This window comes from Arsukibacterium indicum, from assembly GCF_019100565.1.
Classification (GTDB): domain Bacteria; phylum Pseudomonadota; class Gammaproteobacteria; order Enterobacterales; family Alteromonadaceae; genus Alishewanella; species Alishewanella indicum.
Genome location: NZ_JAHRID010000001.1, coordinates 393,202 through 418,342 on the forward strand (window position 1 = coordinate 393,202; position 25,141 = coordinate 418,342).

Below are 25,141 nucleotides of genomic sequence, written 5' to 3' on the forward strand. Positions count from 1 at the left end.
GCTCCCTAATAACCCGGTTTTGGTGCTGGCTGCTCGTCAGTATTATCTGACGCCTCTCCGACTGTCGGAAATGTTGCCTGTGACGGCGGTACGTGCCGGATCCCTTTCATTGCTTCGGCTACCTCTGACGGCATATATTCCTCATCATGTTTCGCCAGTACCTCACTGGCCTGGATCTCATCAGGCGCCACCAAAGTACCCTGCGCTACGATGCCTTGCCCTTCACGGAACAAGTCAGGCAGAATGCCGTTGTACTCTACCCAGACGGTTGGACCGGTATCCACCAGCTGAAACCGCACTTTTAAGCTTTGTACATCGCGTGACACTGAACCGGGCACAACCATGCCGCCAATCCGCAGTCGCTGCCCGACTACCGGCTTTACTTTGTCTTTGCCTAAGCCTTCTACCAGCTGAGTTGGAGTATAAAATAAATCGATATTCTGCTGTAACGCGTACAGCATCGCGCCAATAGCACCGGCTATCAGGCTGATAATCAGTAAAATAGATAACAGGCGTTTTTTACGTCTTGGTTGCATTAGACTTGATGCTCCTGATACTGCTTAACTCGTTGTTCGCGGGCAATTGTCGCTTTTAGTTGCTGTTTAAATTGTCTTTGCTGATACACACTAACAGCAATTAAGCCCACTAACAGCAGGTAGGTAAGGCCGAACGACAGCCAGACAAAAAAACCGTAGCCGCCCATGGCGAGAAACTCACTGAAAGATTGAAAATGCATGGCTAGCCTCCTACCAACTTTCTGACCCACGGCCGGTGCTGCTCGTTCACTAAAATCGCAGTACGCAACCGTAAACAGGTTAACGCCATTAGCAAAACTGCAAATGCCAGAATACTGATTAACAATGGCCACAACATGCTGGGGTCAATCGATGGCCGGGCAAACTTGGTAATAGTGGCGCCCTGGTGCAGGGTATTCCACCATTCCACCGAGAAGTGGATTATCGGTAAGTTAATTACACCAATCAGTGCCAGCAAACTGGACACCTTAGCGCCCACCTGACGGTCACTGAAGGCACCGTTTAATGCAATAACTCCTAAATACAAAAACAGCAGAATAAGTTCCGAGGTTAAGCGGGCATCCCATACCCACCAGGCTCCCCACATTGGTTTGCCCCAGGCCATACCTGTAATAAGGGCAATAGCGGTATAAGTGGCACCGATAGGTGCGATAGCCAGCACCGCCCAGTGCGCCACTTTAATCTGCCACACCAGCGCAACAAAGGCAGCACTGGCCATCGCCGCGTAAGCGCCCATTGACATAATGGCCGATGGCACATGAATATGAATTATCCGGTAACTGTCTCCCTGCTGATAGTCGGCCGGGGTAAATGCCAGGCCCCAGATATTGCCAAGCAATAGCAGCGCCAGTGCGCTTACCATCAGATAAGGCAGCAGCTTTCCGCAGAAATGATAAAGTGTTTCACTTTTTGCGTACGGATCTAACCACTTAAACATATCAACTCACATTAATTCGCAAGGCACTGGTCACAGCCATTGGCACCAATGCTAACGCCAATAATAACATCGCCAGCAGAATGGCCAATTGCCCCTGATAGCCAAGGCCTATACTGGCAGCCTCTATTGCGCTGCTGGCAAAAATCAACAGCGGAATATACAGTGGCAATATCAGCAGCGCCAGTAAAATTCCACCTTTATCGGCCGCCATGGTTAGTGCCGAGCCAAGCACACTCAGCAAACTTAGTAACGGTGTGCCCAGCAATAACGTCAGGGCCATTGCCGCCAGTGCCGGCTGTTGCAGCCCGAGTAACAACGCAACAACAGGCGATAATAAAATCAGTGGCAGGCCGGTGCTTAACCAATTGGCCAGAGTTTTCGCTAATACAAACGCCAACAGGCTCTGTCGCCCCGCTACCAGCTGTTCAATGACCCCGTTTCGATAATCGTCTTTAAACAGGCGCTCTGACGCCAGCAGCACACTAAGCAGTGCCGCAATCCAGACAATACCCGGAGCAATAATACGCAGCATATTAGGTTCTGGCCCAACACCCAGCGGAAACAAGCTGAGCACGATAATAAAAAACAAAATTGGATTAAGCCAGTCAGCTTTTTGCCGGGCCAGCAAACGCAGCTCGCGTTGAATAAACACCATATTTACCATCGGTAAGCCAGCTCCAGCTGCACCAGTGACTGAAATTGCAGGGTCAGGTTTTGATGGGAGGTCAGAATAATTGCGCCGCCCTGATTCAGATGATCAAGCATTTGCTGCTGTAACAAGACAATAGCACTTTGGTCCAACGCGGTAAAAGGTTCGTCCAGGATCCATATTTTTGCCGGCGTTAACCATAACCTGGCCAGCGAAACCCGTCGTTGCTGACCCGCTGATAACATCCGGCATGGCACATCTTCCAGCCCCGCCAGGCCAAGTTGCGCCAGTAATGCCCAATCGTCTGCGTTATTCAAACCCGATGCTGCACGCCAGAAGCGTAAGTTCTCCAGCGCAGTTAATTGCTCATGCACGCCACTTTGATGACCGATATAACATAAGTTGCCACAATAAGCTGGCAAGCTTTGCGCCAATGGCTTAGCCTGATAGAAAACTTGCCCATCGTCGGGTGAGGCCAAACCCGCTAAAATACGTAATAACGAGCTTTTACCGGCCCCGTTTTTGCCAAGGATCTGCAATAACTGGCCAGAATGTAGTTGCAGCGATAGCTGAGAAAAGAGTACCCGGTCCTGCCGGATACAACTTAAGCCCTCGCCCCGTAAAAGGAGCAGGCCGGGCGCTGCAGTGTCTGTTGCTGGTGGCTGCGTTATGTTCACTGGCCTCGTGTCAACTGCTGTAAAAATTGGGCGCATAGTAGCATACCGTGGCCGGAATACGAATCAGATCGACACCGGTTAAATCGATTAATCAGGGGAAATATGAACCAGATCAATCTGGACAAATTACTGCAAAACCCGGCTGCAACAGCTGGACAGCCAGCCGGCGCAAAAGGCGCCGAGTTAAAACTGTTAGCCAGTGAACTTTACACCGCCCGGCTGAACATGTTGTCGGCTAACAGCCATTTGCAGATCCAGACCCCGCAGGGCAAGTTGGTTATCAACCTGCCGGAACAGCTAAGCCGGCAGCTTAGTCAGCAATTTGGTAACCAGTTACAGGTGAGGGTAAGCCCGGGTGCAAATAATCAGCTTAATCTGAGCCTGCAGAGCTTGCCGGTACCTGCCAGCAGTATTGTGCTTAACCAGGCTCAACTGCCGGCGGTTATCAGCCAGTGGCTTACCCGGCAACTGCCACAACAGATAACTGGCGCAGCTATTGCGCCGTCAACTCCAGCCCAACTGGCTAATCAACCAGCTGCGGCGAACAACCTCACCGTACCGCTGCAACTTGACCTGAAAACCGGTCAGTTAAGACTTGCTGAAACAACGATGTCCCAACCTGCATTAATAACATTATCGGCAAAAGAAATAGCCGCTGTAAACCAACTGGCGCAGTCTGCTCAGCAGCCTGCCTCACTGTCAACCAGACCAATACCCGGGTCGCAAACAACAACGGCTGTTAACAATCCGCATAGCAACAATCTGCTTAACCATCGTTTGTCAGTGTTGCTTACTATCAGCTTTCACCAGCAAACAGGCAATGTGCAACTGTCTTTGCAACCTGCAATAGCCCAGACAGGGCCCATGTCAATAACAGCTGCCAGTCAACAGCAGTTATTGCAAGCACTTATCAGCCAGCTGGCTCCGGTTAAATATGCCCTTGCGCCTGCTGCCGATAAAATCAGTGTTGGCCAGCTCAATATCAGTATCCCGCCACAGTTGGCTGCTACCCTTGGCAGCTTAAACAGCAGTAGTGCCGGAACCTCTGCCAGCCAGCCAACAGGTTCGATGCAACAACTTCTGGTGCAATTGCAGCCACCTGCTTCGAAAAATGGCCAATGGCAGCTAGTACTGCAACCGGCTGGCCAGAATCAACAACTGGTTGTTAATCAAAATCAGGCTGACAGAGCTATCAGCTGGCAAGCATCGCCCGCATCAACTCCTGCAGCGACTGACCAGAAAACCGTCAGTACGACCAGAGATAGCCAACCGGCAGGTCAAGCAGCTAGCAGGCAGCCGTTGGCGCAGCTTTCAACTGAGATTAAAGCCCAGGCCTGGCGTAATCTGTTACCACTGTTATCACAACCGTTAATGCAACCAGGCAACATGCCCAACCTGCCGGCACCACTGCAACAACTGTTCAGTCAGGTTCAGCAAAGTCTGCCGGAGATCAGCAAGCCGCTGGCACCACCAGCAATTGCCAGTCAGCTGGCCGCACTAATGCAATTTCAACCACTGCAAAGCCAGCCTAACCTGCAAACCACCGGCGGCACGCTGGCGCTTGCTATCCAGCTATTGTTAGGACATTTAAGTCAGAAGCAGCTAACGCCAGCCGGTAATACAACGACAAACCGGTTAAGTCAGCTGGTTTCTCAGCTTGACAATACCCAAGCCTCTGCTGCACTGCGCCAGCTTTCAAGCTTAAGCAGCCCGTTGCAGCAGAGCCAGTTAGCGACGCTGGATGCCCAAAGCCAGCTGCAACAATGGCTGTTACAACTGCCGTTGCAGCAACAAGGCCAGACCATAATGCCTCAGCTGCTGGTGGAGCAGCGGGAAGCTGAAGGGCAGCAAGGTAGCAAGGGTCAGAAGCAATGGCAGCTGACAATGAAATTTGATTTACAGCAATATGGTAACCTACTGGCGGTTGCAAAACTGCAAGAGCAGGACTTGCAACTGCAATTCTACACCGACCATAATCAGGCGCTACGGCTGGCCCAGAAATTTCTGCCGCTGTTAAAAGATCGCTGTGCCGCTCAGGGGTTAACAGTAACTCAGGCTCAGTGTCAGCTGGGGAAAATCCCGGATAGCTTGATCCCCCGCCATAACAGCCTGCTTACGGTGCGCGTATGACAAAAGACAGCAAAACAAAAAGTGCTACCGCGTTAAAATACGATGGTAAATCGGCACCAACTATTGTCGCCAAAGGCCATGGGGAACTGGCAGACGATATTATTGCCCTGGCCCGCGAGCATGGTGTGTTAATTCACCAGGATGACGAATTAAACCGGCTGCTAAGCCAACTGCAGTTGGGTGATAATATTCCAAAAGAGTTGTACATAGTTATTGCCGAGTTGATCGCATTTTCATATGTGCTGCAGGGAAAATTCCCGGAACAATGGCAAAATATTCACCAAAGAATTGATTTAAAAACCTGAAAATGGGTCAGAGTAACTAAGTTATTCACTCTGCCTCTTTTACCAGGACTTTTAGGATTTGCCCTGATGCAGGTTAAACAATAGTTCAGCTTCGGCCCGTGGCAGTTCGCATTCGCGCATAATTTCTTCTAAATCAGCACCTAACTGCACCATTTTCATGGCTCGGGTATAAATTTTACTTTCCGGATCGGTTAATGACAGCGCTTGTTGCTGCTCTGCCAGCTCGTTATATGCGCTTTGTATTGTCTGCAGTTCATTCTCCAGCGTCAGCACCCGCTGATCAAGGCTGAGCACCCGTTGCCCAACACCAATAATGCCGGCGCGTAATTCTTCTGTTTCACTTTGCGCAGTACTAAGTTGCTGGCTGTTTTGTTCCAGTTGCTGCTGCAAAATTGCCAGCTTTTCATTAGCACCAGAGAGTTGGCGTAACAATAGCCAGCCTATCAATACCAGCAAAACTGCTATCACAATTGCCTGACCGAACAGCCATGGGTACATAAGCCCGACTCCGCTTATAAGCTGTTAATCTCTTCCCACTCTTCATCATTGAGCAGTTTATTTAAATCGACCAGGATCAGCAGTTCGCCTTCACGGTTAGATACGCCCTGAATAAAGCGCGCACTTTCGTCAGTGCCGACATTTGGGGCAGTATCAATTTCTGATTGTTTCAGGTAAACCACCTCTGCCACACTGTCAACCAGAATACCGATAACCTGACGCTCCGCTTCAATAATAACAATTCTGCTGTTGTCGGTAACATCGCCTGGCGCCAGACCAAAACGTGCTCTGGTATCGATAACTGTCACTACATTACCACGCAGGTTAATGATGCCCATTACATAACCCGGTGCTCCTGGTACCGGCGCAATTTCGGTATAGCGCAGCACTTCCTGTACCTGCATAACGTTTATACCGTAGGTTTCTTCCTGTAAGCGAAACGTAACCCACTGTAGTACCAGATCGGCATTTTCTTTTTTGCCTGCTGCTTTTGCCTGATTATTGCTCATATACCGCTCCTGTAAAATTTGCTGCCTGCTCAGGCATTAATGTCCTGGCCGCTATTGAGTAAGTTAATCATAGCGTCGACATCAACTAAAGCACACATATGCTTTTTAATTAATCCTGCCATCCAGGGCCTTTTGCCATCTGTTTCACGCCACTTCACCTCGTCCTGTTCCAGACTGAAGGTGTTAATCAGCGTTTCACAGGAAAGCCCCCAGTTGCTTGTGCCAAGCATAATAACATACTGATAGTTTAGCTTTTGCTGCAGTTGTTGATCATATTTTTCTGGCATCACCCAGCGCGCACTGTCTACCACGCTGATTTTTTGCTGCCGGTATAGCATAACGCCTTTAAACCAGGCCGGTTTGCCAAATAAGCTATTTACTTCACCAAGTTGATGAATACCACCAAGTTCTGTCAGTGGCACCGCCAGTTTTAAACCGGCAACACTAAAGAACAATGCCTGAAAACGGCCCTGCCGGTAAGCTTTTTTTTCTGTTTGTTTACTAAGGCTTGCTGGCTCTGCCAACGGAGCTGCGTTTAATCGCTCGGCAATAGGTACGTCACGGCTCCGCACCGGTACGTCGGCAGCAGCCTTGGCCTCAATAGCGGCTTTTAACTGAGCACTAACCGCTGGCGCAACGTTCGCAACAGGTGCAACAACCTCAGGCGCAGCTGCGGCAACGACCGGGCTGGCCTGCGCCAGCAGCCGGTTTAACTCGCGTTTTTTTGCATCCTCTACCAGGCTGGTTTCTGTTGCCCCATCGTCAGTTAATAATGCCGACAAATAGTGCTGCATTACTTTCTGACTGGCAATTAAACTGCTCATTACGCCTCCGGTGCCAGCTGCAACAGGTAGGTTAACAAAGTATTATACGCAAATACCCCACGCGACGCCGGCGCAAAAACATTGGGCGGTGTTTGTGCGACACTGGCGTCACGGAATTTGGTATCTACCGGTACCACCGCTGACCACACTTTGTCCTGATACTGGGCTTTTAACTCTTTATAAGCCTCAAGTGATGCCCGGGTTCGTTTGTCGTACATAGTAGGTATAATAGTAAACGCATAATCTTTTTGCTGCGAACTGCGCATTAGCGACATGGTCGCGATCATCCGCTCCAGCCCCTTCAGCGCCAGAAACTCGGTTTGTACGGGTATTAATATCCGGTTACAGGCGGCAATGGCATTAACCATTAGAACGCCCATTACCGGCGGGCAGTCGAGCAATACATAGTCATATTCTGTTTTAACTTTTTGCAGTGCTTTTTTTAAGATAAGCCCCATACCGCCCTTATTTCCCAGAGAACGGTCCAGAGTAGCCAGCGCCATCGAGGAGGGCAGAATATCGAGATTGCTTACCCCGCTCGGACACAACGACTGCAGTATTTCTTCCCGGGTAATGTCTTTGCCGCGGATAAAAATGTCATAAACACTGTTTTCAAGCTCTTCTGCGTCAATACCAAAGTAATAGGTCAGTGAAGCATGGGGATCGGTGTCCACCAGCAACACCCGTTTACCCCGTTCAGCCAGCAAGCCGCCTAAGGTAACGGTAGTTGTGGTTTTACCAACACCACCTTTCTGATTTGCTATTGTCCAAATTACCACATTCAGGGTTCCTGTTGTTCGCTTACTGCATCCGGGTTGTCCTGACGGGTGGTTATTCTTACCCCACCACCTGGCAATGCAATAACTCTGATACTGCCATCATCCTGAGTAACCTGTTGTAACTGCTGCTGTAAACCTTCACTCTGCTGCCGCTGCTCCAGCTCATCAGGCAGATAGCCATATCGTGACAGCGCTATTACAACTTTGCGGTTCTGCGCCCGCCCCTGCGCTGTGTCATTGCTGCTGTCGGCGTAATACTGACCGTACCCCTCTATCGCCATGCGATGTGAGGGTGTACCCAGATCTTCCAGCACCCGCAGCACTGATGTTGCTCTGGCAACTGATAGCTCCCAGTTAGACGAAAATAATTCGTTATTTATTGGCTCATTGTCGGTATAACCGCGGACCCGGATAAAATTGTTTATCGGATTAATAATTTGAGTAATTTCATTGAGCAAAGTACGGGCAGAACTGGTTGCAGTAGCACTGCCGCTGGCAAACAATAAACCACTGCTCAGTTCAATTATAAGCCAGTTTTCATCCTGTTGAATGTCGACCACGCCTTGTTCTATTAAGTTGGCCAGCGCCTGGTTTAACTCTTTTTCCAACGATACCAACGGACTACCCAGGAATTGCTCGCGCACGTCTGATAACTTGCTGGCATCAGCAACCAGCTCCGGCCCTTGTGCCGGCTCCAGCGAGCTGCCATAACGGCTAAAATCGCTTTGCGGTGCAACCTGAGGCAACACCCCGCTGCCGCTGACACCACTGCCTTGCTGAGCTGGCCGTTCAAACACATTGGTCAGGGTATCTGCCAGGGCACTGAATTCTTCATCTTTTACCACCGACATGGCGTAAAGCACGACAAACAGTGCAAACATCAAAGTCATATAGTCCGCATAAGACACCAACCAACGATCAAGTTGCTCGGGCTCGTCATTCTGATGTTGTTGCTTATGCCGGTACATCGTGATTAACTCAGCCTGTACGCGGCGAGCTTGCGCTCGATATTACGGGGATTTTCACCCTGAGCGATTGATACCAGGCCCTCTACAATCAACTCATGGTATAAGGTGTGCTGGTAAACAAGGCTTTTAAGTTTGTTACCTACAGGAATAAACACCAGATTTGCAAAACCGACACCATAGATTGTTGCCACAAAGGCTGTTGCTACCCCCATCCCGAGTAACTTTGGCTCAGAAATATTTGCCATTGCCTGGATCAGGCCTAAAACTGCACCGACAATACCAATGGTGGGGCTGTAGCCGCCCATAGCTTCAAAAATACGGGCTCCCCGAAGCAGACGTTCCCGTTCCAAAGTCAGCTCTGCGTCAAGTGTATCTTGCAGTACTTTGGCTTCAACGCCATCAACCAGTAAATTTAAACCCCGGTGTAAAAACGGATCGCTTTCTTCAAGTGCTGCCGACTCTAATGATAAAAAACCATTGGTTCTGGCAGAGGTTCCCCAGTTAACAATGCGTTCCACCGCATTTTGCATTGGTAAACTTTGTGGTCTGAGGACCCAGGGTAACATGCTAAGGCCCAGCCGGAATTGTGGCAGCGGGGTTTGCAGCATTACGGCCCCAACGGTGCCGCCAACCACAATAATAAATGCCGGTAAATGCAGCAAGGTGCTAAGGGCGCCGCCTTCGAGCATAAAACCGCCAGCGACAGCCAGAACGGCCAGTATAAAACCACTGATTGCCAGTTTATCCATGTTTCACTTCCGTTATCAAGCGGCTGGCCACCTCGTTTAAACTGACTTCGAGATCCATTAATCCTGCCGCCGCAATCGCCTGAGGCATCCCATACACTACGCAACTTGCCTCGTCCTGAGCCCATATCCGCGAGCCCGCCTGTTTGAGCATTCTCGCCCCTTCCCGGCCATCAGCTCCCATACCAGTCAACACAACCGCCAGCACTTTGTCCTGAAATACCCGTGCTGCAGTGGCAAAGGTAACATCAACACTGGGCTTAAAGGTTATGCGCGGCGAATCATCTTCTTTAATCCGTAACCGCGCCTGGCTGTCAGTACCCTCTACCAGCATTTGCTTGCCACCTGGAGCCAGATAAGCCACGCCTGCACGCAAAACATCATTATCGACCGCTTCTTTAATTTCAATCTTTGCCAGCGTATTTAACCGCTGTGCAAAAGCACCGGTAAAAGCAGCGGGCATATGCTGTATTAAGACTATCGGTAACGGGAAATCAGCGGGAAGGTTAGTCAGGATCCGTTGCAATGCGACCGGCCCGCCGGTAGATGTGCCAATTGCCACTAATTTGTAGTTCTGACCACTGGCTTTAAAATTGCCAGTGCGGCCTGTATTTGCACCCAGTCGCTCGCTGAGCTGCGGCCTGCCCAGCGCGCCGCGGGTAAGGCCGGAGCTGATGTCTGGCGCAGCAGACCGACCTGATAAACTGGCTGTTGAGCTACTTTGAGCATTACCGGATTGTGAACTACTAAAAGTCGTACGCCCCAAAGGCCGCTTTCTGGCGACGGCTTTTACCCGCTCCCGCAATACACTACCGGCCTCTTCTTTGTCACGGGCAATATCTTCAAATTTTTTGGGTAAGAAATCGACGGCACCCGCTTCAAGCGCATCTAACGTTGCCCTTGCACCTTCATGGGTGAGCGACGAAAACATCAGGATTGGAACACGTTGGCTTTGCAGGATTTCCCGCACCGCGCTGATGCCGTCAAGCACCGGCATCTCAATATCCATCGTGATCACGTCTGGCTTCAATGCCAACGCTTTAGTGACGGCCTCTCTGCCATCACTGGCAGTATCAATTACCTCCAGCTGCGGATCTGAATTCAGAATTTCCGTCAGGCGACGCCGAAAAAAACTGGAATCATCTACAATCAGCACCCTGATCGTCATGCAGCACTCTCTTAAGCGTTCAGCTTATTAAATCGATCAAATTTAATCTTGGACTTTTTGGCATAGTGTTTCAGTAAGTTTGGTACATCCAAAATTAAGGCGATACCACCGTCCGAGGTGATCGTCGCTCCCGCCATCCCGGGAGTGCCCTGGAGCAGCGCATCCAGCGGCTTAATAACAACCTCTTCCTGGCCTATTAGCGAGTCAACTACAAAGCCCACCTGCTGAGTGCCAATCTGGACGATAACTACATGGCCCTGCTCCCGGCGCAATTGCTTATTGGAGCCTTTTACCAACCAGTGCTCGAGATAAAACAACGGGATAGCTTTGTTGCGAACCACAATGGTCAGTTGGCCATCGACAATGTTCGTTTTTGCCAGATCCAGATGGAAAATTTCATTAACGCCAGCCAGCGGCAAAGCAAATGTCTGCTTGCCAACCATCACCATCAGCGTAGGCAGAATTGCCAGAGTCAGCGGCACTTTAATTTCCAGCAAGGTGCCTTCGCCAAGCTTTGAGTTTATCTGGACGGTACCATTAAGCTGGCTAATCTTGGTTTTCACCACATCCATACCAACGCCACGGCCAGATATATCGGAAATTTGCTCTTTGGTGGAAAAACCCGGCGCAAAAATCAGGTTAAAGGCTTCGTTATCTGACATTCTGGCTGCGGCGTCTACATCCAGAATACCGCGTTTAATGGCAATACCTTTCAGTTTTTCCGGGTCCATGCCGGCACCATCATCCTGAATAGTCAGTAATATGTGGTCGCCGGCCTGAGTGGCAGCCAGTTTAACCAAACCAATTTTTGGTTTGCCTGCTTTCAAACGAACATCAGGCATTTCAATGCCGTGGTCAACCGAGTTGCGAACCAAATGCACTAATGGATCGGCCAGTGCTTCAACCAGGTTCTTATCCAGATCGGTTTCCTCACCTTCCAGTACCAGATTAATATCTTTTTGCAGCGAGCGGGCTAAATCACGAACAACCCTGGGGAAACGGCCAAAGACTTTCTTAATTGGCTGCATCCGGGTTTTCATTACCGCACCCTGAATATCTGCTGTTACAACATCCAGGTTAGAAATGGCTTTGGTCATTTCCTCGTCCTGGGTGCTGGTAGATAAACTAACCAGCCGGTTACGAACCAATACCAGCTCACCAACCATGTTCATTATCTGGTCAAGCCGCTTGGTATCAACCCTTACAGTGGTTTCTGCAGCAGGCGCTGCATTAGCAGCTGCCGCTTTGTCTGCTGGCTGCGCTGCCGCAGCAGGTGCAGCAGTGGCCGCTGGAGCTGCAGGTTTTGCTGCCGCCGGCGTGCTGGCTGCTGCTGCCGGTTTAGCCGCTGCGGTAGGCGCAGGTTTGCGCTCTGCCGGTGCAGGTGCCTCTACCGGCGCTTTACCTTTACCGTGTAGTTGATCCAGTAGTGCTTCAAACTCATCATCGCTAATTTCATCATCACCGCCTGAACTGGCATCGCTACTGCTGGCTGGCGCTTTGCTGGCAGGCTTAGCAGGTGCCGTTCCGGCTGTTTTATTTGTGTCAGGCACAAACGACCCTTTGCCATGTAACTGGTCCAGAATCGCTTCAAACTCATCATCGGTAATATCGCTGTTGTCAGCATCTTCCTGAGCACTTACAGCTGCTGCAGGCGCTGTGTCGGCCCGCCCGGGCGCACCTTTGCCATGCAACTCATCCAGCATTCTTTCAAATTCAGCTTCACTGATATCGTCAATATCACCACCTTGAATGCTTTCCTGCGGGACAGGTTCAGGTTCCACCGGCAATTCCGGTTCGGCAGCAACTGCCGGCACAGCCTCTCCGGCAGTTTCCGGTTCACTGTAGTGATGTAACGCGTCGAGTAGCGCCGGATTGGCGGGGGTAAGTGGCTGGCGGGCCTGTACCTCAACAAACATGCTATTGATCGCATCAAGCGTCTGCAGAATAACATCCATCAGTTCAGGAGTAACCCGGCGTTTACCGGTACGCAGAATATCAAAGACGTTTTCAGCGCCGTGGCAGGCATCAACCAATTCAGTCAACGACAGAAAGCCAGCACCACCTTTTACAGTATGAAAGCCACGAAAAATGGCGTTAAGCAGATTAGCATCATCCGGATTGTTTTCCAGCTCTACCAATTGTTCCTGCAATAGCTCCAGTATCTCGCCAGCTTCGACCAGAAAGTCTTGTAAAATGTCTTCATCCATATCAAAGCTCATGCGCAGACACCTCTGTTAGAAACCCAAACTGGACAGTAAATCATCAACATCGTCCTGACCAGACACCACATCATCACGCTCCGCTGCATCAATAATCGGCCCCTCAGCCTCGTGTGCGGCTTTTGCCTTCGCTTTAGCCGGCTTGGCTTTAACTTCCGGTTGCTCAGGATTCGTCTGGCCAAATGCAGTTAACAAGCCTATCAGGCTATCTTCTACCTCACGCACCAGTTCTATTACCCGACGTAAAATCTGACCAGTTAAATCCTGATAATCCTGGGCCATCAGCACGTCAGTCAGCAGTGCATTCAGGGTTGCTGAATCAATACTGGCCTGATGCATAAAACCATCTACGCCATGGCAAAGCTGTTTGAACTCACCTAACTGAATTTGCCGTTGCATCAAACGCTGCCACTGTGGCAGCAACTGATTCAGCTGCTGCGTAATCTGATCTGCTATCGGTAAGCAGGATTCCACCGCATCCATCGTTTTATTTGCGGCTTGCTCTGTCATATCAATAACATGATTGAGCCGCTTTTTAGCGTCAGGAATATCCTCTTCCAACAAATTATTCAGCGAGGGGTCAATATGAAAGTTCTTAAGTGAATCATGTAATTGCCGGGTAAGTTTACCCACCTCAGCAAACAATTCAGAAGAGCCGGGCACCGTGATGGATTGCACCAGCTTATTAGCCAGTTGCTGCTCACCCATCTCCAGTAACTGCACCAGCTCTTTAGCTTGTTCCAGCGTAATATCAGCAGCCGTCGTGTCAGACATAGTGTCGCTCCTTGTCAGTTACGGCTTAACCTAAACGCTCAAAAACTTTGGCCAGCTTCTCTTGCAGGGTGGCGGCGGTAAAAGGTTTAACAATGTAGCCATTAACGCCGGCCTGAGCAGCAGCAATAATCTGCTCTTTTTTGGCTTCGGCTGTGACCATCAGTACCGGGATATGTTTCAGCTTGGCATCTGCCCGGATCGCACGCAGTAAATCAATACCTTGCATTCCAGGCATATTCCAGTCGGTAACCACAAAATCAAAATCACCGTTTTGCAACATAGGAAGAGCAGTACTGCCGTCATCTGCTTCCGATACATTCGTGAAGCCTAAGTCACGCAGCAAATTCTTGATTATCCGCCTCATGGTTGAGAAGTCATCAACCACAAGAATTTTCATATTTTTATCCAAAGTCCCCTCCGACGAGATAATACGCCTGGTATCTCAACTGCTTTAATTTATACCCAAGCCTGCATTCTGGCTTTTAAGCGCACAAGTGCCTGGCTATGGATCTGACTTATCCGGGACTCACTAACATCCAGCACTGCCCCGATTTCTTTTAAATTTAGTTCTTCATTGTAATACAGTGAGAGTACCAGAGCTTCGCGCTCCGGCAAACTGCTAATAGTAGATACCAGTGCTTTATTAAACGCTTCATTCGCTTGCTGTTCATATAACTGATCGCCGTCCCTATCTTCAGCCGTCACCAGTACATCTTCTGATACGCCGAGATCTTCAATACCGATAATTCTGCCAGTACTGACATCGGTTAACATATGATGGTACTCATCGAGGGATATATCAAGTTTTTCAGCAACTTCAAAGTCTTTAATATCACGCCCGAATTCAGCTTCCAGCTCAGCGATGGTATCTGCTATTAAACGGGCATTGCGATGCACTGAACGGGGCGTCCAGTCACCACGGCGCATTTCATCAAGCATAGCGCCCCGGATACGAATGCCGGCAAAGGTTTCAAAGCTGGCGCCTTTACTTCCATCAAAGTTTTTTGCAGCTTCAATCAGACCTATCATGCCAGACTGAATTAAATCATCTACCAGCACACTGGCCGGTAAACGTGCCATTAAATGATAAGCAATTCTTTTTACTAACGGCGCATGGCGTTCAACCAGCTGCTGCATCTGGTCAACACCACCATATGCGGCCAGTTTACTGTTCACACTACCCCCTGATCAGCATGCGGCTGCAACAGTTGCTCAAGAAAAAACTCCAGATGACCTGACGCATTAGCGGGCACCGGCCATTTTATCGCTTTGAGCGCTAAACCTTTCACTGCCATGCTGGCAGGTGATTTTGGAAAAACATCAATAAAAGCTTTTTGCTTACGGGCCGCTTTACGCACGTTTTCATCGTATGGCACCGTCGCTACCAGTTCAAGACTGACATCCAGAAAACGGTCAGTAACCCGGCTCAGCTTGGCAAAAAGTTCCTGACCTTCTTTCATATTGCGCACCATATTGGCAACAATTTTAAACTTTTCCACGCCATGATCCCGGCTGAGAATTTTCATCAGGGCATAGGCATCGGTAATTGAGCTTGGCTCATCACACACCACTACTACCACATCCTGTGAGGCTCTGGAAAAGCTTAACACCATATCAGAGATGCCGGCCGCAGTGTCCACCAATAGTACATCAACCGGCGTTTTCAATTCACTGAACGCCCGGATAAGCCCGGCGTGTTCAACCGGCGATAATTCAGTCATATTCTGCGATCCCGAAGTCGCAGGAACAATTTTTATCCCAAAGGGGCCATCTATGATAACGTCATCGAGCTCACACTCACCGGATAACACATGCGAAAGGTTTTTTTCTACCCGTAAACCCAACATTACATCGCAGTTTGCCAGGCCAAGGTCAGCATCCAGTACCAACACTCTCTTTCCAAGTTGGGCCATTGCCATCGCCAGGTTAAGACTGACGTTGGTTTTACCTACGCCACCTTTACCACCGGTTATTGAAATTACTTTTACCATCTGCTTATTCATTCTTCTCAGGCCACTGGCTTGATCGTCAATTAATTCGTGACTATGCATAGGCTGCTTCCGTTCGGGACACATCGTCATTGTACCACTGGTGTCCTTTACTGCTGTGGGTCAGCCGTAAAATTTCAGCACGTTGCACTAAATCGCTGGCGTCGGCTACCACAATATCTTCAGGTACCCGCTGGCCATTGGTCAGATAGCTAACCGGCAGTGCATTTTGAATGGCCACGTTGATTACTTCACCTAAACTTAAGCATTCATCAAGTTTAGTAAAAATACAACCCGCCAGAGAAATCCGTTTGAATTGCGCGACCGTCTCCTGCATTACTCTGGCCTGCGCTGTCGCAGACAATACCAGATAACTTTTTATTTTAACACGTGAATTATGCATTAAACTGGCAAGTTTTTCAGCCAGACGCACATCGCGCTGACTCATCCCCGCCGTATCTATCAGAATAAGTTTGCGCTGTGCCAGCTGATTTAACAGCATTGCCAGCTCGTCACTGTCTTTCGCCTGCTTAACCGGACAACCAATGATCCGGCCATAAGTTGCCAGTTGCTCAAAGGCACCAATCCGGTATGAATCTGTGGTAATCAACGCCACCTGATCAGCACCATGGCGTTTGGCAAAGCCGGCTGCCAGTTTCGCCACAGTTGTAGTTTTACCCACGCCGGTTGGCCCGACCAACGCAATGATACCGCCACGGCGCAATATATCATCATTGGTCGTGTTCAACTGGCCGCTTAGTAACTCCATGGCGGTATCCCAGGCTTCGCTGGCATTAATATCCTCCGGCATAAAGCAAGCAAGTTGATCCGCTACCTGTTCAGATAAACCCAGTTGCTGCAGGTGTTCAATGACCAGCGCCCGCACAGGTTCGCGCCGGGCTAAATCCTGCCACATTAACCCAGACACCTGGTGTTGCAGCAATTGCCGCATTGACAACATTTCATTGCGCATGGCTTCAAACTGGGTTGCCATGGCCTGGCTTTGCTGTTGCTGCTGTTTACTTAACTCCTGCCATTGGCTGGCTGCTACCCCGGGGGTTGTGCCAGAACTTTGACGCTCAAAAGCGGCCGCTTTGGTGACGGGCTGGGTTGCAGCAAGGCTCTGGCGCTGATTTGGTGCAGCAGCTGGCTCACGACCTTGCTGTTTAATCATTTGCCGGGCCAGCAATTCACGCAGTGAGTCAGCGGGTGCTTCTGGCTGCTCTGCTGCGCGGCGCTTGTCAGCCACAGGCTCTCTATCATCAACTGTCGCACTGAAACGTGGCTCACTGCGCACTGGCTGGCGCTGAGTAGGTACTGCCGGGGTTGCAGTTTCTGCTTCTGCTGTTTTGCCAGGCTGACTTTCCGGGTCAATGGCGGCGACAATCTCAACCCCTTCGGCCACCTTTTTGTTTGATAAGATTATTGCATCAGGTCCCAGGAACTCTTTGACTTCCGTTAAGGCGGTACGCATATCTTTGGCGACAAAGCGTTTAATTTTCATGAGTTACTCCTAGTTTTGCTGACCAATAACGCTGACAATTCGAATTTGTTTATCATCGGGAATTTCCTGATAGGACAATACCCGCAGTCCAGGAATAGTGTATTTCACGAATCGTGCCATGACTGAGCGTAAAATTCCTGACGTTAACATAACGGCACTGTCGCCATTTAATTCCTGATTCTGATGCGCCTCTTGTAATGACTGCTGAATACGGTCTGCCAGCCCCGGTTCAATCCCGGCGCCATCATTGCCAGCCGCCTGCATAGACTGATGTAACATTTGCTCAAGTTCGGGAGCAAAAGTAATCACCGGAATTTCTGCTTTACTACCGACAACTTCCTGCACTATCAAACGGCGCAGCGAAATCCGGCAGGCAGCGGTCAGCACATCAACGTCCTGACTTTTACTGCCATATTCCACCAGCGTCTGCACTATGGTGCGCATGTCACGAATTGGCACGCCTTCCTGTAGCAGATTTTGCAGCACTTTAACCACAGTAGTCAGCTGCAATACATCCGGCACCAGCCCTTCGACCAGTTTCGGTGAATGTTTGGCCAGCATATCAAGCAGATTCTGCACTTCTTCATGCCCCAGTAAATTGGCCGCATTGTTGGTTAATATCTGGCTGAGGTGAGTAGCCACTACGGTTGCCGCATCGACCACGGTATAGCCAAGAGTTTGCGCATGTTCACGTTGATCTTTACTGATCCAGACAGCCTCAAGACCAAAGGCCGGGTCTTTGGTTGCAACCCCTTTTACCTGACCAAACACCTGGCCCGGATTAATCGCCAGTTCGTTATCATGGCGCAGCTCACCTTCACCACTTGTCACGCCCATCAGGGCAACCCGGTAGCTGTTCGGTTCTAAATCCAGGTTGTCCCGGATATGCACTGGCGGCACCAGAAAGCCCAGCTCCTGCGACAGTTTTTTGCGCACGCCTTTGATCCGGTTCAGTAACTCGCCGCCCTGGGCTTTATCTACCAACGGGATCAGACGATAACCCACTTCCAGACCGATGGTATCGACCCCCTGTACGTCATCCCAGCCAATTTCTTTAACCGGTTGCACCTGATTATCAGCAGTGGGTGTCGTGTTTTTTGTTACCAGTTCTGCCTGAACCCGTACTGCTTTTTTCCTGATAAACCAGGCTGTACCGCCAACTAATAGCGCCAGACTTAAAAATGCAAAATGCGGCATGCCAGGTACTACGCCCATTAACGTCAGCACGCCCGCGGCGATAAACAGTACATGGGTGTTATCACTTAGCTGCGCTGTCATTTGTTCGCCCAGATCGCCTGATTTGTTCTGACGGGTAACAATAATAGCGGTACCAATTGACAGCAACAGTGATGGAATTTGCGCCACCAGGCCATCACCTATGGTCAGCAATGTATAAATTTCCATGGCATCGCCAAAACTCAAATCATGCTGCAGCATGCCGATAAACAGGCCGCCAATCAGGTTAATCACCAGAATAACAATACCGGCGATGGCATCACCTTTGACAAACTTGCTGGCACCGTCCATTGAGCCGTAGAAGTCGGCTTCATTGGTGACTTCTTCGCGTCGGGTTCGCGCCTCATCCTGAGTGATCAGGCCGGAGTTTAAATCCGCATCAATTGCCATTTGTTTGCCGGGCATGGCATCAAGGGTAAAACGGGCGGACACCTCAGCAATACGACCGGCGCCTTTGGTCACCACCACGAAGTTGATAATGATCAGGATTAAAAACACCACGATACCCACGGCATAGTTGCCGCCAATTACCACTGAGCCGAATGCTTCAATCACTTTACCGGCAGCATCACCGCCGTTGTGCCCTTCCAGTAACACTACCCTGGTGCTGGCCACGTTTAGCGCCAGCCGCATAATAGTTGCTACCAGCAATACGCTTGGGAAAATACCAAAATCCAGTGGCCGCAGGGTATAGATGGTGACCAGCAACACCACCAGTGCCAGAGCAATATTAAAGGAAAATAAGGTATCCAGCAGAATGGGCGGTAACGGTAACACCACCATCGCCAGCGCCGCCAGAATAAGCAGCGGCGTGCCAAGCCCTTTCATAAACGACAGTTTTGATTTATCAAAGTTATGGAAATACTGAACAAACTGCATGGCGTACCTAACAAATTATTGGCGCTTGACGCGAGGCTTAAACAGTCTCAGCAAAAACCATTCCATAACTGTAAATAGCCGAAGCGGAATAAAAAGGGTCAGAGTGATTTAACGTTACAGAAAATCACTCTGACCCTTTTTATTTAGACTGGAGTTAGTGGCGGTAATCGGCGGGGATAGGTAGCTCTCTGGCCAGCGTTTTCGGCCTGCTGCCTTTGCCTTTTTTATACATTTTCAGCTGATACACATACGCCAGCACCTGAGCAACCGCCGCAAACAGCTGCTCTGGAATAGGATGGTCCAGTTCGGTGGTGTAATAGATTGAACGGGCCAGCGCTGGCGACTCAATCACCGGCACTTTATGCTCGTTGGCAATTTTCCGGATATGCATGGCCACTTCATCCACACCTTTGGCAACAACAACCGGCGCACGGAATTTACCCTGATCATATTTTAATGCCACTGCAAAATGGGTGGGGTTAGTCACGATGACATCGGCAGTCGGTACTTCCTGCATCATCCGTTTCATCGACATCTGCATCTGGGTGCGGCGGATTCGGGCTTTAATTTCCGGGCTACCCTCTGAGTTCTTGTGCTCGTCTTTTATTTCCTGCAAGCTCATTTTCAGCTGCTTGATATGGTTCCATTTCTGATAAGGCGCATCAACCATGGCAATAACAGAGACACTGCTACACAGCCCGAGAAACAACCAGGCCAGAATATACATTGCTGATTCAATATTGTTTGGCTCGCTCATCAGCGACAGCGCCATAATGTCCATGAAAAATAACTTCAGCAGCAAGTACGCCACGGTTACCACTACTGCCACTTTCAGCACACTTTTGCCAAGTTCCACTAACGCCTGCAAACCAAACATCCGTTGAAAGCCTTTCAGGGGGCTCATTTTACTCAGCTTAGGGCCAGCTGCCTGCCAGCTGAAATTAAAGCCACCCAGTAAACAATTACCAACAAAAGCTGCCACCAGTATAAAAGCAAAAATAGCGGCCAGCGGTGGCAGCAACGCTTTGCCGACCTCGCTCCATGCGGTAAACATCGAATTGGTATCAAACATGTCTTTCTGATCCAGATGCATCATACGCTGTCCGACCGTTAACACGCCCACTGCCAACATTTTGCCAAACATCAGCATTGCCGCTGCACTGGCAATCAACACAAAAGCCGTGCCAAGGTCTTTTGAGCGGGCGATCTGGCCCTTTTCCGCTGCGTCTTGCAGCTTTTTGGGCGTGGGCTGTTCGGTTTTTTCGGCGCCGGAATCTTCTGCCATGGTCAGCCTCCGTTAACAGCCAATAAGCCGGCAGCTGTAATCTATTGCATGCTGCCATTGCTTATCGTAGTGGAATAAAAAGGTGTCCAGCGTCAGCCATAAAATCAGCAAACCTGACAACATGGTAATGGGGAAACCAATTGAGAAGATATTTAACTGTGGCGCGGCCCGGGTCATGATCCCGAACGATAAATTAACCACCAGCATTGCGACTATCGGCGCCAGTGCAATCGCCAGCGCAGTGGCAAACATCCAGCCGCCAAACTCAACAATGGTCCAGTAGCTACTTATTTCCCACCACTGGCCATTAATCGGTAAGGTTTCAAAACTGAATATCAGCATCTGGATCATGATCAAATGACCATTGAAAATAAAAAACAGTAAGGTGGCTAAAATCAGATAAAACTGGCCTATTGCCGGCACACTAACGCCACTGGAGGGGTCAGCCAGTGACGCAAATGCTAAACCAGTTTGTGTGGCCAGCAACTGGCCCGCCAGCACAAAGGTGGTGATAAACATTTGCGAGATAAACCCCAGAGCAAAGCCAATCATAATCTGAAAAAACACTTCAACAAACATTGCAGCGGACAGTAAATCAGGGGGCGTAACCGGGGGCAACATTGGCATGGCCGCCAGCGTAATCATCACCACCAGGCCCGTTTTAATCCGCATCGGAATATTGCGGGCACCCAGCCCGGCCATAATCATCAACATACCGGTAACCCGGCACAGCGGTAGCAGAAAATCTGCGATACCCTGCATTAAAATGCCCAGCGGGTACTCCATCAGCTCACCACAGTTGGAATACTGAGAAACAAGTCATGGGTATAGTCCATAATGACCCGGACAAACCAATGGCCGCCAAAAATCAGCGCCAGCAGCGTTACAATTAACCTTGGCAAAAAACTTAAGGTTTGCTCATTAATGGATGTCGCCGCCTGAAACACCGCGACAATTAACCCGACAAACAATGAAGGCAAAATAATGGCGCTTACCAGCAAAATGACGATCCACAAAGCATCGCGTAACACATCAACAAAAACCTCAGGGCTCATGTGCCTACTCCGTAACTTGTGGCCAGCGTGCCCATAACCAGAATCCAGCCATCTACCAGCACAAACATCATCAGTTTAAACGGCAAAGATATAATCATTGGCGATAACATCATCATCCCCATTGCCATCAACACACTGGCGACCACCAAATCGATGATCAGAAACGGAATAAACAACATAAAACCTATCTGAAATGCTGTTTTTAACTCACTGGTAATAAATGCCGGAATAACGACGGTTAACGGATAATCCTGCGGCTGCTCCAACACTTCAATCCCGGCAATCTGAGCAAAGGTATCCAGATCCCTTATTCGCGTCTGATGCAGCATAAACGCCTTTACCGGTGCAATCGCCGCATCCAGCGCCTGCACCGGGGTAATAGACTCATTCAGATAAGGCTGAATAGCCTGTTCATTCACCGTTTTAAATACCGGCGCCATAATGAAGAATGTCAGAAACAGGGTAATACCGATCAGCACCTGATTGGACGGAGTTTGCTGTAAACCTATGGCCTGGCGCAAAATAGCCAGTACCACAATAATCCGGGTAAAGCTGGTCATCATAATCACCATGGCCGGAATAAAGCTCAGCATGGTCATCAACGCCAGCACCTGCAGCGTTACACTGTATTGCTGGGTACCATCATCATTAGTCGTAACGGTTAACGCCGGCAATACACTGTTATCGGCCAGCACCGCAGGGCTGATTAACAGCAACAACAAACACAGCAATCGCAACATAAAAACTTACTTTTTCAGGAATGATTGCAACTGTGTATGAAAGTCTGATGCCAACTTTGTTTCAGGAAGGGAATTTTCTAACTCAAACAGCATATTGATACTTTGCGGCGTCACACCCAGCACCCGCTGTTTTCCTTGTATTTCAATAACTAGAAGCCTTTCACGCTGCCCCAGTGGCACCGAGCAAATAACTTTAACGTGCTGACTACCGGGCAGGCGTAATGTCAATTTTTTGAATAGCCAGCCAAGGGCAAATACCAGTAATACCACTGCCGCCAGAGAAATGGCGATTTTAGTCAGGCTAAGGCCACCGGCCGGATTGCGCTCTGCAGGTAGCTCCTGGCGTTGAAAAGGTATGCCCTGGCGTGGCTCCGCAGCCGTTGTTGACTGAGTGGCAGTTTCTGTAGCCGTTTCATCAGCAGTGGCGGCTTGCGACACTGCTTGTGGGGGAGTCGCTGGCTCTGCATTGTCTTTTGAATCAACTGCTTGCTCAGTTTCCGGCACTGCAGCTTCAGTCGCCTGTTGCTGTAAATCCGCGGCAAATGATGGCACTGCGCCCACCATTACCGCCAGCAGCAACAATGACCGCAACATCCGGCCTGGGATAAGTATAGATAACTGCATTAGCGTAACTTTTTAATCCGTTCTATCTGGCTAATGACATCGGTTAAGCGAATACCAAACTTATCATTCACCACAACCACTTCGCCGTGCGCGATCAGGGTACCGTTTACCAGTACGTCCAGCGGCTCACCGGCCACCCGCTCCAGTTCAACCACCGAACCCTGATTCAGCTGCAATAAATTGCGGATACTGATTTTTGCCCGCCCCACTTCCATTGAAATCGTAACCGGAATATCGAGGATGGTATCAAGTTTGCGTTGTTCATCAACGCTGATATTCGACTTTTCATCTTTGAGCTCTTCCAAATCAACAGCCTTGGCATCATCTGTGCCTTCAGCTTCTGCCATGGCTGCAGCCCATTCATCCATCGTATCTTTATCGTCTGCCATTGTTTTATCCTCTGTCCCGCTCTGTCAAATTCAGATCGGCTTCTAATTCTGAAATATCTGCATCGCTGTCCAGGCGTCTGCCACCTTTGGTAAACACATGAAGTTCGGACTTCACCGATTCCGGCCGCCTGATTTTTTCAATAATTTTCAGTGCTACATTCTCACGTGAACGACCCAGCTTGGCGCGGTAGGTTGGTAAGTCTTCAATTAACACTGTAATGTGATCAGGTATTTCAACCGGAATAATATCGCCGGCTTTTAAATCCATAACCTCCTTCAGGGTCAGATCAACGTCCAGCATTTTGGTCGACAAATCGACCTTAACATCCATTATTTCATCACGTAATGCCTTACTCCAACGCAAATCAGTGTCTTCTTTATCGCTTTGTACACCGGCATCCAGTAACTCACGAATGGGTTCGAGCATTGAATAGGGCAATGCCACGTGAAAATCGCCGCCGCCACCGTCCAGTTCAATATGAAATGAGCTTATAACCACGACCTCGGTCGGGCTGACGATATTGGCCATCGCCGGGTTAACTTCTGAATCCAGGTACTCGAACGAAACGTCCATCACCGGGGCCCATGCTTCTTTGTAATCTTCAAAAATCAGTTTCAGCAGCATCTGAATAATACGCCGCTCAGTCGGGGTAAATTCACGCCCCTCAATTTTGGCATGATAGCGGCCGTCGCCACCGAAAAAGTTATCGACCAATATAAAAACCAAGCGTGCTTCCATGGTAATTAAACCGGTACCTTTTAACGGCCGGAACCGCACCATATTCAGACTGGTGGGTACGAACAAGGTGTGCACATATTCACCAAACTTGATCATTTGTACGCCATTAATCGACACTTCAGCCGTACGGCGCATCATGTTAAATAAGCTGATTCGCATATGGCGGGCAAAACGCTCGTTGACCATTTCCAGAGTAGGCATACGACCACGAACAATACGATCCTGCGACGAGAAATCGTATTCCATGGTAGACCGGCTCCGGCCATCTCCACCGTCGTCTATTTCTTCTTCTTCGACGTCATCGACACCGTGTAACAGCGCATCAATTTCATCTTGCGACAATAAATCGGTCACGATAGCTCACTCTTATTGCATAACAAAACTGGTGAAAAGTACTTCTTCCACCACCACTGACCCTGCAACTTCCAGCAACGCTTGCTGCAAATCACTCAGGGCTTTGTTTTTCAGCGCATCTTTTCCTGTGGTTGTTACCAGCTCATCTGCGTTTGCACTGCTGAACGCAGCCAGCAGACTCGCTTCAATCAGCGGAATATGCCGAAGTGCAATGGTTTCATTATTACTACCACGCACCAGCAGCTGTACTTTAATCTGCACCAGACGATCACGAGCTGAACCCGGCACGTTAAACACAAAAGGCCTGGGCATTGCTACATACAACGCATTACCCTCGGGGGTACCAACGGGATTGCCATCAGCATTTTGGCTAACAGCTGCCTGTGCATCCGTTGCCGGCTCAGCACTGTTACTTCCCAGAAAGTAAAAATAAGCGCCGGCGCCCAGTACCAGTACTACTATTAAAGCTCCGGCCAGCATAATGATCTTTTTCAGACCACCTTTACTCTCTGCCAGCTTTAAATCACCATCCGCTGCCATTTGCACTCCGTTGATTCTGTTATTTCAGGCTATTATGCTCATTGGCCGCAACCAATGTAAATTATTAATCTGTTGCTTTACTCATATCG

General features: G+C 49.5%; 29 protein-coding genes. 2 read left to right on the forward strand and 27 right to left on the reverse strand.

Annotated elements, in window-relative coordinates:
• Positions 1 to 5 precede the first annotated feature (5 nt).
• The 5 genes from ccmE to ccmA are packed head-to-tail and all read right to left on the reverse strand — an operon-like array spanning position 6 to position 2,799.
• Entirely contained in the window at positions 6 to 536 is a 531-nt protein-coding gene (gene ccmE, locus KQY15_RS01765) for a cytochrome c maturation protein CcmE (protein ID WP_217666670.1), read from the reverse strand.
• Entirely contained in the window at positions 536 to 736 is a 201-nt protein-coding gene (gene ccmD, locus KQY15_RS01770) for a heme exporter protein CcmD (protein ID WP_217666671.1), read from the reverse strand. The genes ccmE and ccmD overlap by 1 nt, the downstream gene beginning before the upstream one ends.
• Positions 737 to 738: 2 nt before the next feature.
• Positions 739 to 1,473, reverse strand: a complete 735-nt coding sequence (locus tag KQY15_RS01775) for a heme ABC transporter permease (protein WP_217666672.1) — start codon at positions 1,471 to 1,473, stop codon at positions 739 to 741.
• A gap of 1 nt (position 1,474) precedes the next feature.
• A complete protein-coding gene (gene ccmB, locus KQY15_RS01780; RefSeq protein WP_217666673.1) occupies positions 1,475 to 2,137 on the reverse strand; it encodes a heme exporter protein CcmB in 663 nt (220 codons plus the stop codon).
• Positions 2,131 to 2,799: a cytochrome c biogenesis heme-transporting ATPase CcmA gene (gene ccmA, locus KQY15_RS01785; protein ID WP_217666674.1), complete on the reverse strand. Its 669-nt coding sequence runs from the start codon at positions 2,797 to 2,799 to the stop codon at positions 2,131 to 2,133. The genes ccmB and ccmA overlap by 7 nt, the downstream gene beginning before the upstream one ends.
• Positions 2,800 to 2,901: 102 nt before the next feature.
• On the opposite strand from ccmA, the gene fliK reads away from it, so the two are divergent.
• Positions 2,902 to 4,929 (forward strand): flagellar hook-length control protein FliK, encoded by a 2,028-nt coding sequence (fliK, locus tag KQY15_RS01790; protein ID WP_217666675.1) that lies wholly within the window; start codon positions 2,902 to 2,904, stop codon positions 4,927 to 4,929.
• Positions 4,926 to 5,234, forward strand: a complete 309-nt coding sequence (locus tag KQY15_RS01795; protein WP_217666676.1) for an EscU/YscU/HrcU family type III secretion system export apparatus switch protein — start codon at positions 4,926 to 4,928, stop codon at positions 5,232 to 5,234. Before fliK ends, KQY15_RS01795 begins: the two co-directional genes overlap by 4 nt.
• A gap of 51 nt (positions 5,235 to 5,285) precedes the next feature.
• Here KQY15_RS01795 and KQY15_RS01800 read toward each other — a convergent pair whose 3' ends face one another.
• The 22 genes from KQY15_RS01800 to fliL form a co-directional block, all read right to left on the reverse strand.
• Positions 5,286 to 5,732: a DUF2802 domain-containing protein gene (locus tag KQY15_RS01800; RefSeq protein ID WP_217666677.1), complete on the reverse strand. Its 447-nt coding sequence runs from the start codon at positions 5,730 to 5,732 to the stop codon at positions 5,286 to 5,288.
• 14 nt (positions 5,733 to 5,746) lie between these two features.
• Positions 5,747 to 6,241 carry a chemotaxis protein CheW gene (locus KQY15_RS01805; protein WP_217666678.1) on the reverse strand — a complete coding sequence of 165 codons (495 nt, stop codon included), beginning with the start codon at positions 6,239 to 6,241 and terminating at the stop codon, positions 5,747 to 5,749.
• Between the two features lie 29 nt (positions 6,242 to 6,270).
• A complete protein-coding gene (locus KQY15_RS01810) occupies positions 6,271 to 7,065 on the reverse strand; it encodes a chemotaxis protein CheW (RefSeq protein WP_217666679.1) in 795 nt (264 codons plus the stop codon).
• Positions 7,065 to 7,844 carry a ParA family protein gene (locus KQY15_RS01815; protein ID WP_217666680.1) on the reverse strand — a complete coding sequence of 260 codons (780 nt, stop codon included), beginning with the start codon at positions 7,842 to 7,844 and terminating at the stop codon, positions 7,065 to 7,067. Before KQY15_RS01815 ends, KQY15_RS01810 begins: the two co-directional genes overlap by 1 nt.
• 2 nt (positions 7,845 to 7,846) lie before the next feature.
• Positions 7,847 to 8,812: a flagellar motor protein MotB gene (locus KQY15_RS01820; RefSeq protein ID WP_217666681.1), complete on the reverse strand. Its 966-nt coding sequence runs from the start codon at positions 8,810 to 8,812 to the stop codon at positions 7,847 to 7,849.
• 5 nt (positions 8,813 to 8,817) lie between these two features.
• Entirely contained in the window at positions 8,818 to 9,561 is a 744-nt protein-coding gene (locus KQY15_RS01825; protein ID WP_217666682.1) for a flagellar motor protein, read from the reverse strand.
• Positions 9,554 to 10,726 (reverse strand): protein-glutamate methylesterase/protein-glutamine glutaminase, encoded by a 1,173-nt coding sequence (locus KQY15_RS01830; RefSeq protein WP_217666683.1) that lies wholly within the window; start codon positions 10,724 to 10,726, stop codon positions 9,554 to 9,556. Before KQY15_RS01830 ends, KQY15_RS01825 begins: the two co-directional genes overlap by 8 nt.
• Positions 10,727 to 10,737: 11 nt before the next feature.
• Positions 10,738 to 12,945 carry a chemotaxis protein CheA gene (locus KQY15_RS01835; RefSeq protein WP_217666684.1) on the reverse strand — a complete coding sequence of 736 codons (2,208 nt, stop codon included), beginning with the start codon at positions 12,943 to 12,945 and terminating at the stop codon, positions 10,738 to 10,740.
• 15 nt (positions 12,946 to 12,960) lie between these two features.
• Complete coding sequence (locus KQY15_RS01840; RefSeq protein ID WP_217666685.1) at positions 12,961 to 13,719, reverse strand: protein phosphatase CheZ; 759 nt, start codon at positions 13,717 to 13,719, stop codon at positions 12,961 to 12,963.
• A gap of 25 nt (positions 13,720 to 13,744) precedes the next feature.
• Positions 13,745 to 14,116 (reverse strand): chemotaxis response regulator CheY, encoded by a 372-nt coding sequence (gene cheY, locus KQY15_RS01845; RefSeq protein ID WP_008898490.1) that lies wholly within the window; start codon positions 14,114 to 14,116, stop codon positions 13,745 to 13,747.
• 59 nt (positions 14,117 to 14,175) lie between these two features.
• Positions 14,176 to 14,895 carry an RNA polymerase sigma factor FliA gene (locus tag KQY15_RS01850; protein ID WP_217666686.1) on the reverse strand — a complete coding sequence of 240 codons (720 nt, stop codon included), beginning with the start codon at positions 14,893 to 14,895 and terminating at the stop codon, positions 14,176 to 14,178.
• Positions 14,892 to 15,770, reverse strand: coding sequence for a MinD/ParA family protein (locus KQY15_RS01855; protein ID WP_443627103.1), 879 nt, complete (start codon positions 15,768 to 15,770; stop codon positions 14,892 to 14,894). Before KQY15_RS01855 ends, KQY15_RS01850 begins: the two co-directional genes overlap by 4 nt.
• Positions 15,763 to 17,211: a flagellar biosynthesis GTPase FlhF gene (flhF, locus tag KQY15_RS01860; RefSeq protein WP_217666687.1), complete on the reverse strand. Its 1,449-nt coding sequence runs from the start codon at positions 17,209 to 17,211 to the stop codon at positions 15,763 to 15,765. The genes KQY15_RS01855 and flhF overlap by 8 nt, the downstream gene beginning before the upstream one ends.
• 9 nt (positions 17,212 to 17,220) lie before the next feature.
• Positions 17,221 to 19,326, reverse strand: a complete 2,106-nt coding sequence (gene flhA / locus KQY15_RS01865) for a flagellar biosynthesis protein FlhA (RefSeq protein ID WP_217666688.1) — start codon at positions 19,324 to 19,326, stop codon at positions 17,221 to 17,223.
• Between the two features lie 154 nt (positions 19,327 to 19,480).
• On the reverse strand, positions 19,481 to 20,611 hold the full coding sequence (flhB, locus tag KQY15_RS01870; protein ID WP_217666689.1) for a flagellar biosynthesis protein FlhB: 1,131 nt from the start codon (positions 20,609 to 20,611) through the stop codon (positions 19,481 to 19,483).
• Positions 20,612 to 20,623: 12 nt separating this feature from the next.
• Positions 20,624 to 21,397, reverse strand: coding sequence for a flagellar biosynthetic protein FliR (gene fliR, locus KQY15_RS01875; RefSeq protein WP_217666690.1), 774 nt, complete (start codon positions 21,395 to 21,397; stop codon positions 20,624 to 20,626).
• On the reverse strand, positions 21,397 to 21,666 hold the full coding sequence (fliQ, locus tag KQY15_RS01880; protein ID WP_217666691.1) for a flagellar biosynthesis protein FliQ: 270 nt from the start codon (positions 21,664 to 21,666) through the stop codon (positions 21,397 to 21,399). The genes fliR and fliQ overlap by 1 nt, the downstream gene beginning before the upstream one ends.
• Positions 21,663 to 22,406 (reverse strand): flagellar type III secretion system pore protein FliP, encoded by a 744-nt coding sequence (gene fliP / locus KQY15_RS01885; RefSeq protein ID WP_217666692.1) that lies wholly within the window; start codon positions 22,404 to 22,406, stop codon positions 21,663 to 21,665. The genes fliQ and fliP overlap by 4 nt, the downstream gene beginning before the upstream one ends.
• Positions 22,407 to 22,412: 6 nt before the next feature.
• Positions 22,413 to 23,030: a flagellar biosynthetic protein FliO gene (gene fliO, locus KQY15_RS01890; protein WP_254795387.1), complete on the reverse strand. Its 618-nt coding sequence runs from the start codon at positions 23,028 to 23,030 to the stop codon at positions 22,413 to 22,415.
• Positions 23,030 to 23,419, reverse strand: a complete 390-nt coding sequence (gene fliN, locus KQY15_RS01895; protein WP_217666693.1) for a flagellar motor switch protein FliN — start codon at positions 23,417 to 23,419, stop codon at positions 23,030 to 23,032. The genes fliO and fliN overlap by 1 nt, the downstream gene beginning before the upstream one ends.
• 4 nt (positions 23,420 to 23,423) lie before the next feature.
• Entirely contained in the window at positions 23,424 to 24,512 is a 1,089-nt protein-coding gene (fliM, locus tag KQY15_RS01900; protein ID WP_217666694.1) for a flagellar motor switch protein FliM, read from the reverse strand.
• A 12-nt stretch (positions 24,513 to 24,524) separates the two neighbouring features.
• On the reverse strand, positions 24,525 to 25,052 hold the full coding sequence (gene fliL / locus KQY15_RS01905; RefSeq protein WP_217666695.1) for a flagellar basal body-associated protein FliL: 528 nt from the start codon (positions 25,050 to 25,052) through the stop codon (positions 24,525 to 24,527).
• Between the last annotated feature and the right edge of the window lie 89 nt (positions 25,053 to 25,141).

Excerpts from the sequence above, each read along its gene's own strand:
- ccmE (WP_217666670.1), bottom strand. The coding sequence starts at position 536 with ATGCAACCAAGACGTAAAAAACGCCTGTTATCTATTTTACTGATTATC.
- ccmD (WP_217666671.1), bottom strand. The coding sequence starts at position 736 with ATGCATTTTCAATCTTTCAGTGAGTTTCTCGCCATGGGCGGCTACGGT.
- KQY15_RS01775 (WP_217666672.1), bottom strand. The coding sequence starts at position 1,473 with ATGTTTAAGTGGTTAGATCCGTACGCAAAAAGTGAAACACTTTATCAT.
- ccmB (WP_217666673.1), bottom strand. The coding sequence starts at position 2,137 with ATGGTAAATATGGTGTTTATTCAACGCGAGCTGCGTTTGCTGGCCCGG.
- fliK (WP_217666675.1), top strand. The coding sequence starts at position 2,902 with ATGAACCAGATCAATCTGGACAAATTACTGCAAAACCCGGCTGCAACA.
- KQY15_RS01795 (WP_217666676.1), top strand. The coding sequence starts at position 4,926 with ATGACAAAAGACAGCAAAACAAAAAGTGCTACCGCGTTAAAATACGAT.
- KQY15_RS01800 (WP_217666677.1), bottom strand. The coding sequence starts at position 5,732 with ATGTACCCATGGCTGTTCGGTCAGGCAATTGTGATAGCAGTTTTGCTG.
- KQY15_RS01805 (WP_217666678.1), bottom strand. The coding sequence starts at position 6,241 with ATGAGCAATAATCAGGCAAAAGCAGCAGGCAAAAAAGAAAATGCCGAT.
- KQY15_RS01810 (WP_217666679.1), bottom strand. The coding sequence starts at position 7,065 with ATGAGCAGTTTAATTGCCAGTCAGAAAGTAATGCAGCACTATTTGTCG.
- KQY15_RS01820 (WP_217666681.1), bottom strand. The coding sequence starts at position 8,812 with ATGTACCGGCATAAGCAACAACATCAGAATGACGAGCCCGAGCAACTT.
- KQY15_RS01825 (WP_217666682.1), bottom strand. The coding sequence starts at position 9,561 with ATGGATAAACTGGCAATCAGTGGTTTTATACTGGCCGTTCTGGCTGTC.
- KQY15_RS01830 (WP_217666683.1), bottom strand. The coding sequence starts at position 10,726 with ATGACGATCAGGGTGCTGATTGTAGATGATTCCAGTTTTTTTCGGCGT.
- KQY15_RS01835 (WP_217666684.1), bottom strand. The coding sequence starts at position 12,945 with ATGAGCTTTGATATGGATGAAGACATTTTACAAGACTTTCTGGTCGAA.
- KQY15_RS01840 (WP_217666685.1), bottom strand. The coding sequence starts at position 13,719 with ATGTCTGACACGACGGCTGCTGATATTACGCTGGAACAAGCTAAAGAG.
- cheY (WP_008898490.1), bottom strand. The coding sequence starts at position 14,116 with ATGAAAATTCTTGTGGTTGATGACTTCTCAACCATGAGGCGGATAATC.
- KQY15_RS01855 (WP_443627103.1), bottom strand. The coding sequence starts at position 15,770 with ATGCATAGTCACGAATTAATTGACGATCAAGCCAGTGGCCTGAGAAGA.
- flhF (WP_217666687.1), bottom strand. The coding sequence starts at position 17,211 with ATGAAAATTAAACGCTTTGTCGCCAAAGATATGCGTACCGCCTTAACG.
- flhA (WP_217666688.1), bottom strand. The coding sequence starts at position 19,326 with ATGCAGTTTGTTCAGTATTTCCATAACTTTGATAAATCAAAACTGTCG.
- flhB (WP_217666689.1), bottom strand. The coding sequence starts at position 20,611 with ATGGCAGAAGATTCCGGCGCCGAAAAAACCGAACAGCCCACGCCCAAA.
- fliR (WP_217666690.1), bottom strand. The coding sequence starts at position 21,397 with ATGGAGTACCCGCTGGGCATTTTAATGCAGGGTATCGCAGATTTTCTG.
- fliQ (WP_217666691.1), bottom strand. The coding sequence starts at position 21,666 with ATGAGCCCTGAGGTTTTTGTTGATGTGTTACGCGATGCTTTGTGGATC.
- fliP (WP_217666692.1), bottom strand. The coding sequence starts at position 22,406 with ATGTTGCGATTGCTGTGTTTGTTGTTGCTGTTAATCAGCCCTGCGGTG.
- fliO (WP_254795387.1), bottom strand. The coding sequence starts at position 23,030 with ATGCAGTTATCTATACTTATCCCAGGCCGGATGTTGCGGTCATTGTTG.
- fliN (WP_217666693.1), bottom strand. The coding sequence starts at position 23,419 with ATGGCAGACGATAAAGATACGATGGATGAATGGGCTGCAGCCATGGCA.
- fliL (WP_217666695.1), bottom strand. The coding sequence starts at position 25,052 with ATGGCAGCGGATGGTGATTTAAAGCTGGCAGAGAGTAAAGGTGGTCTG.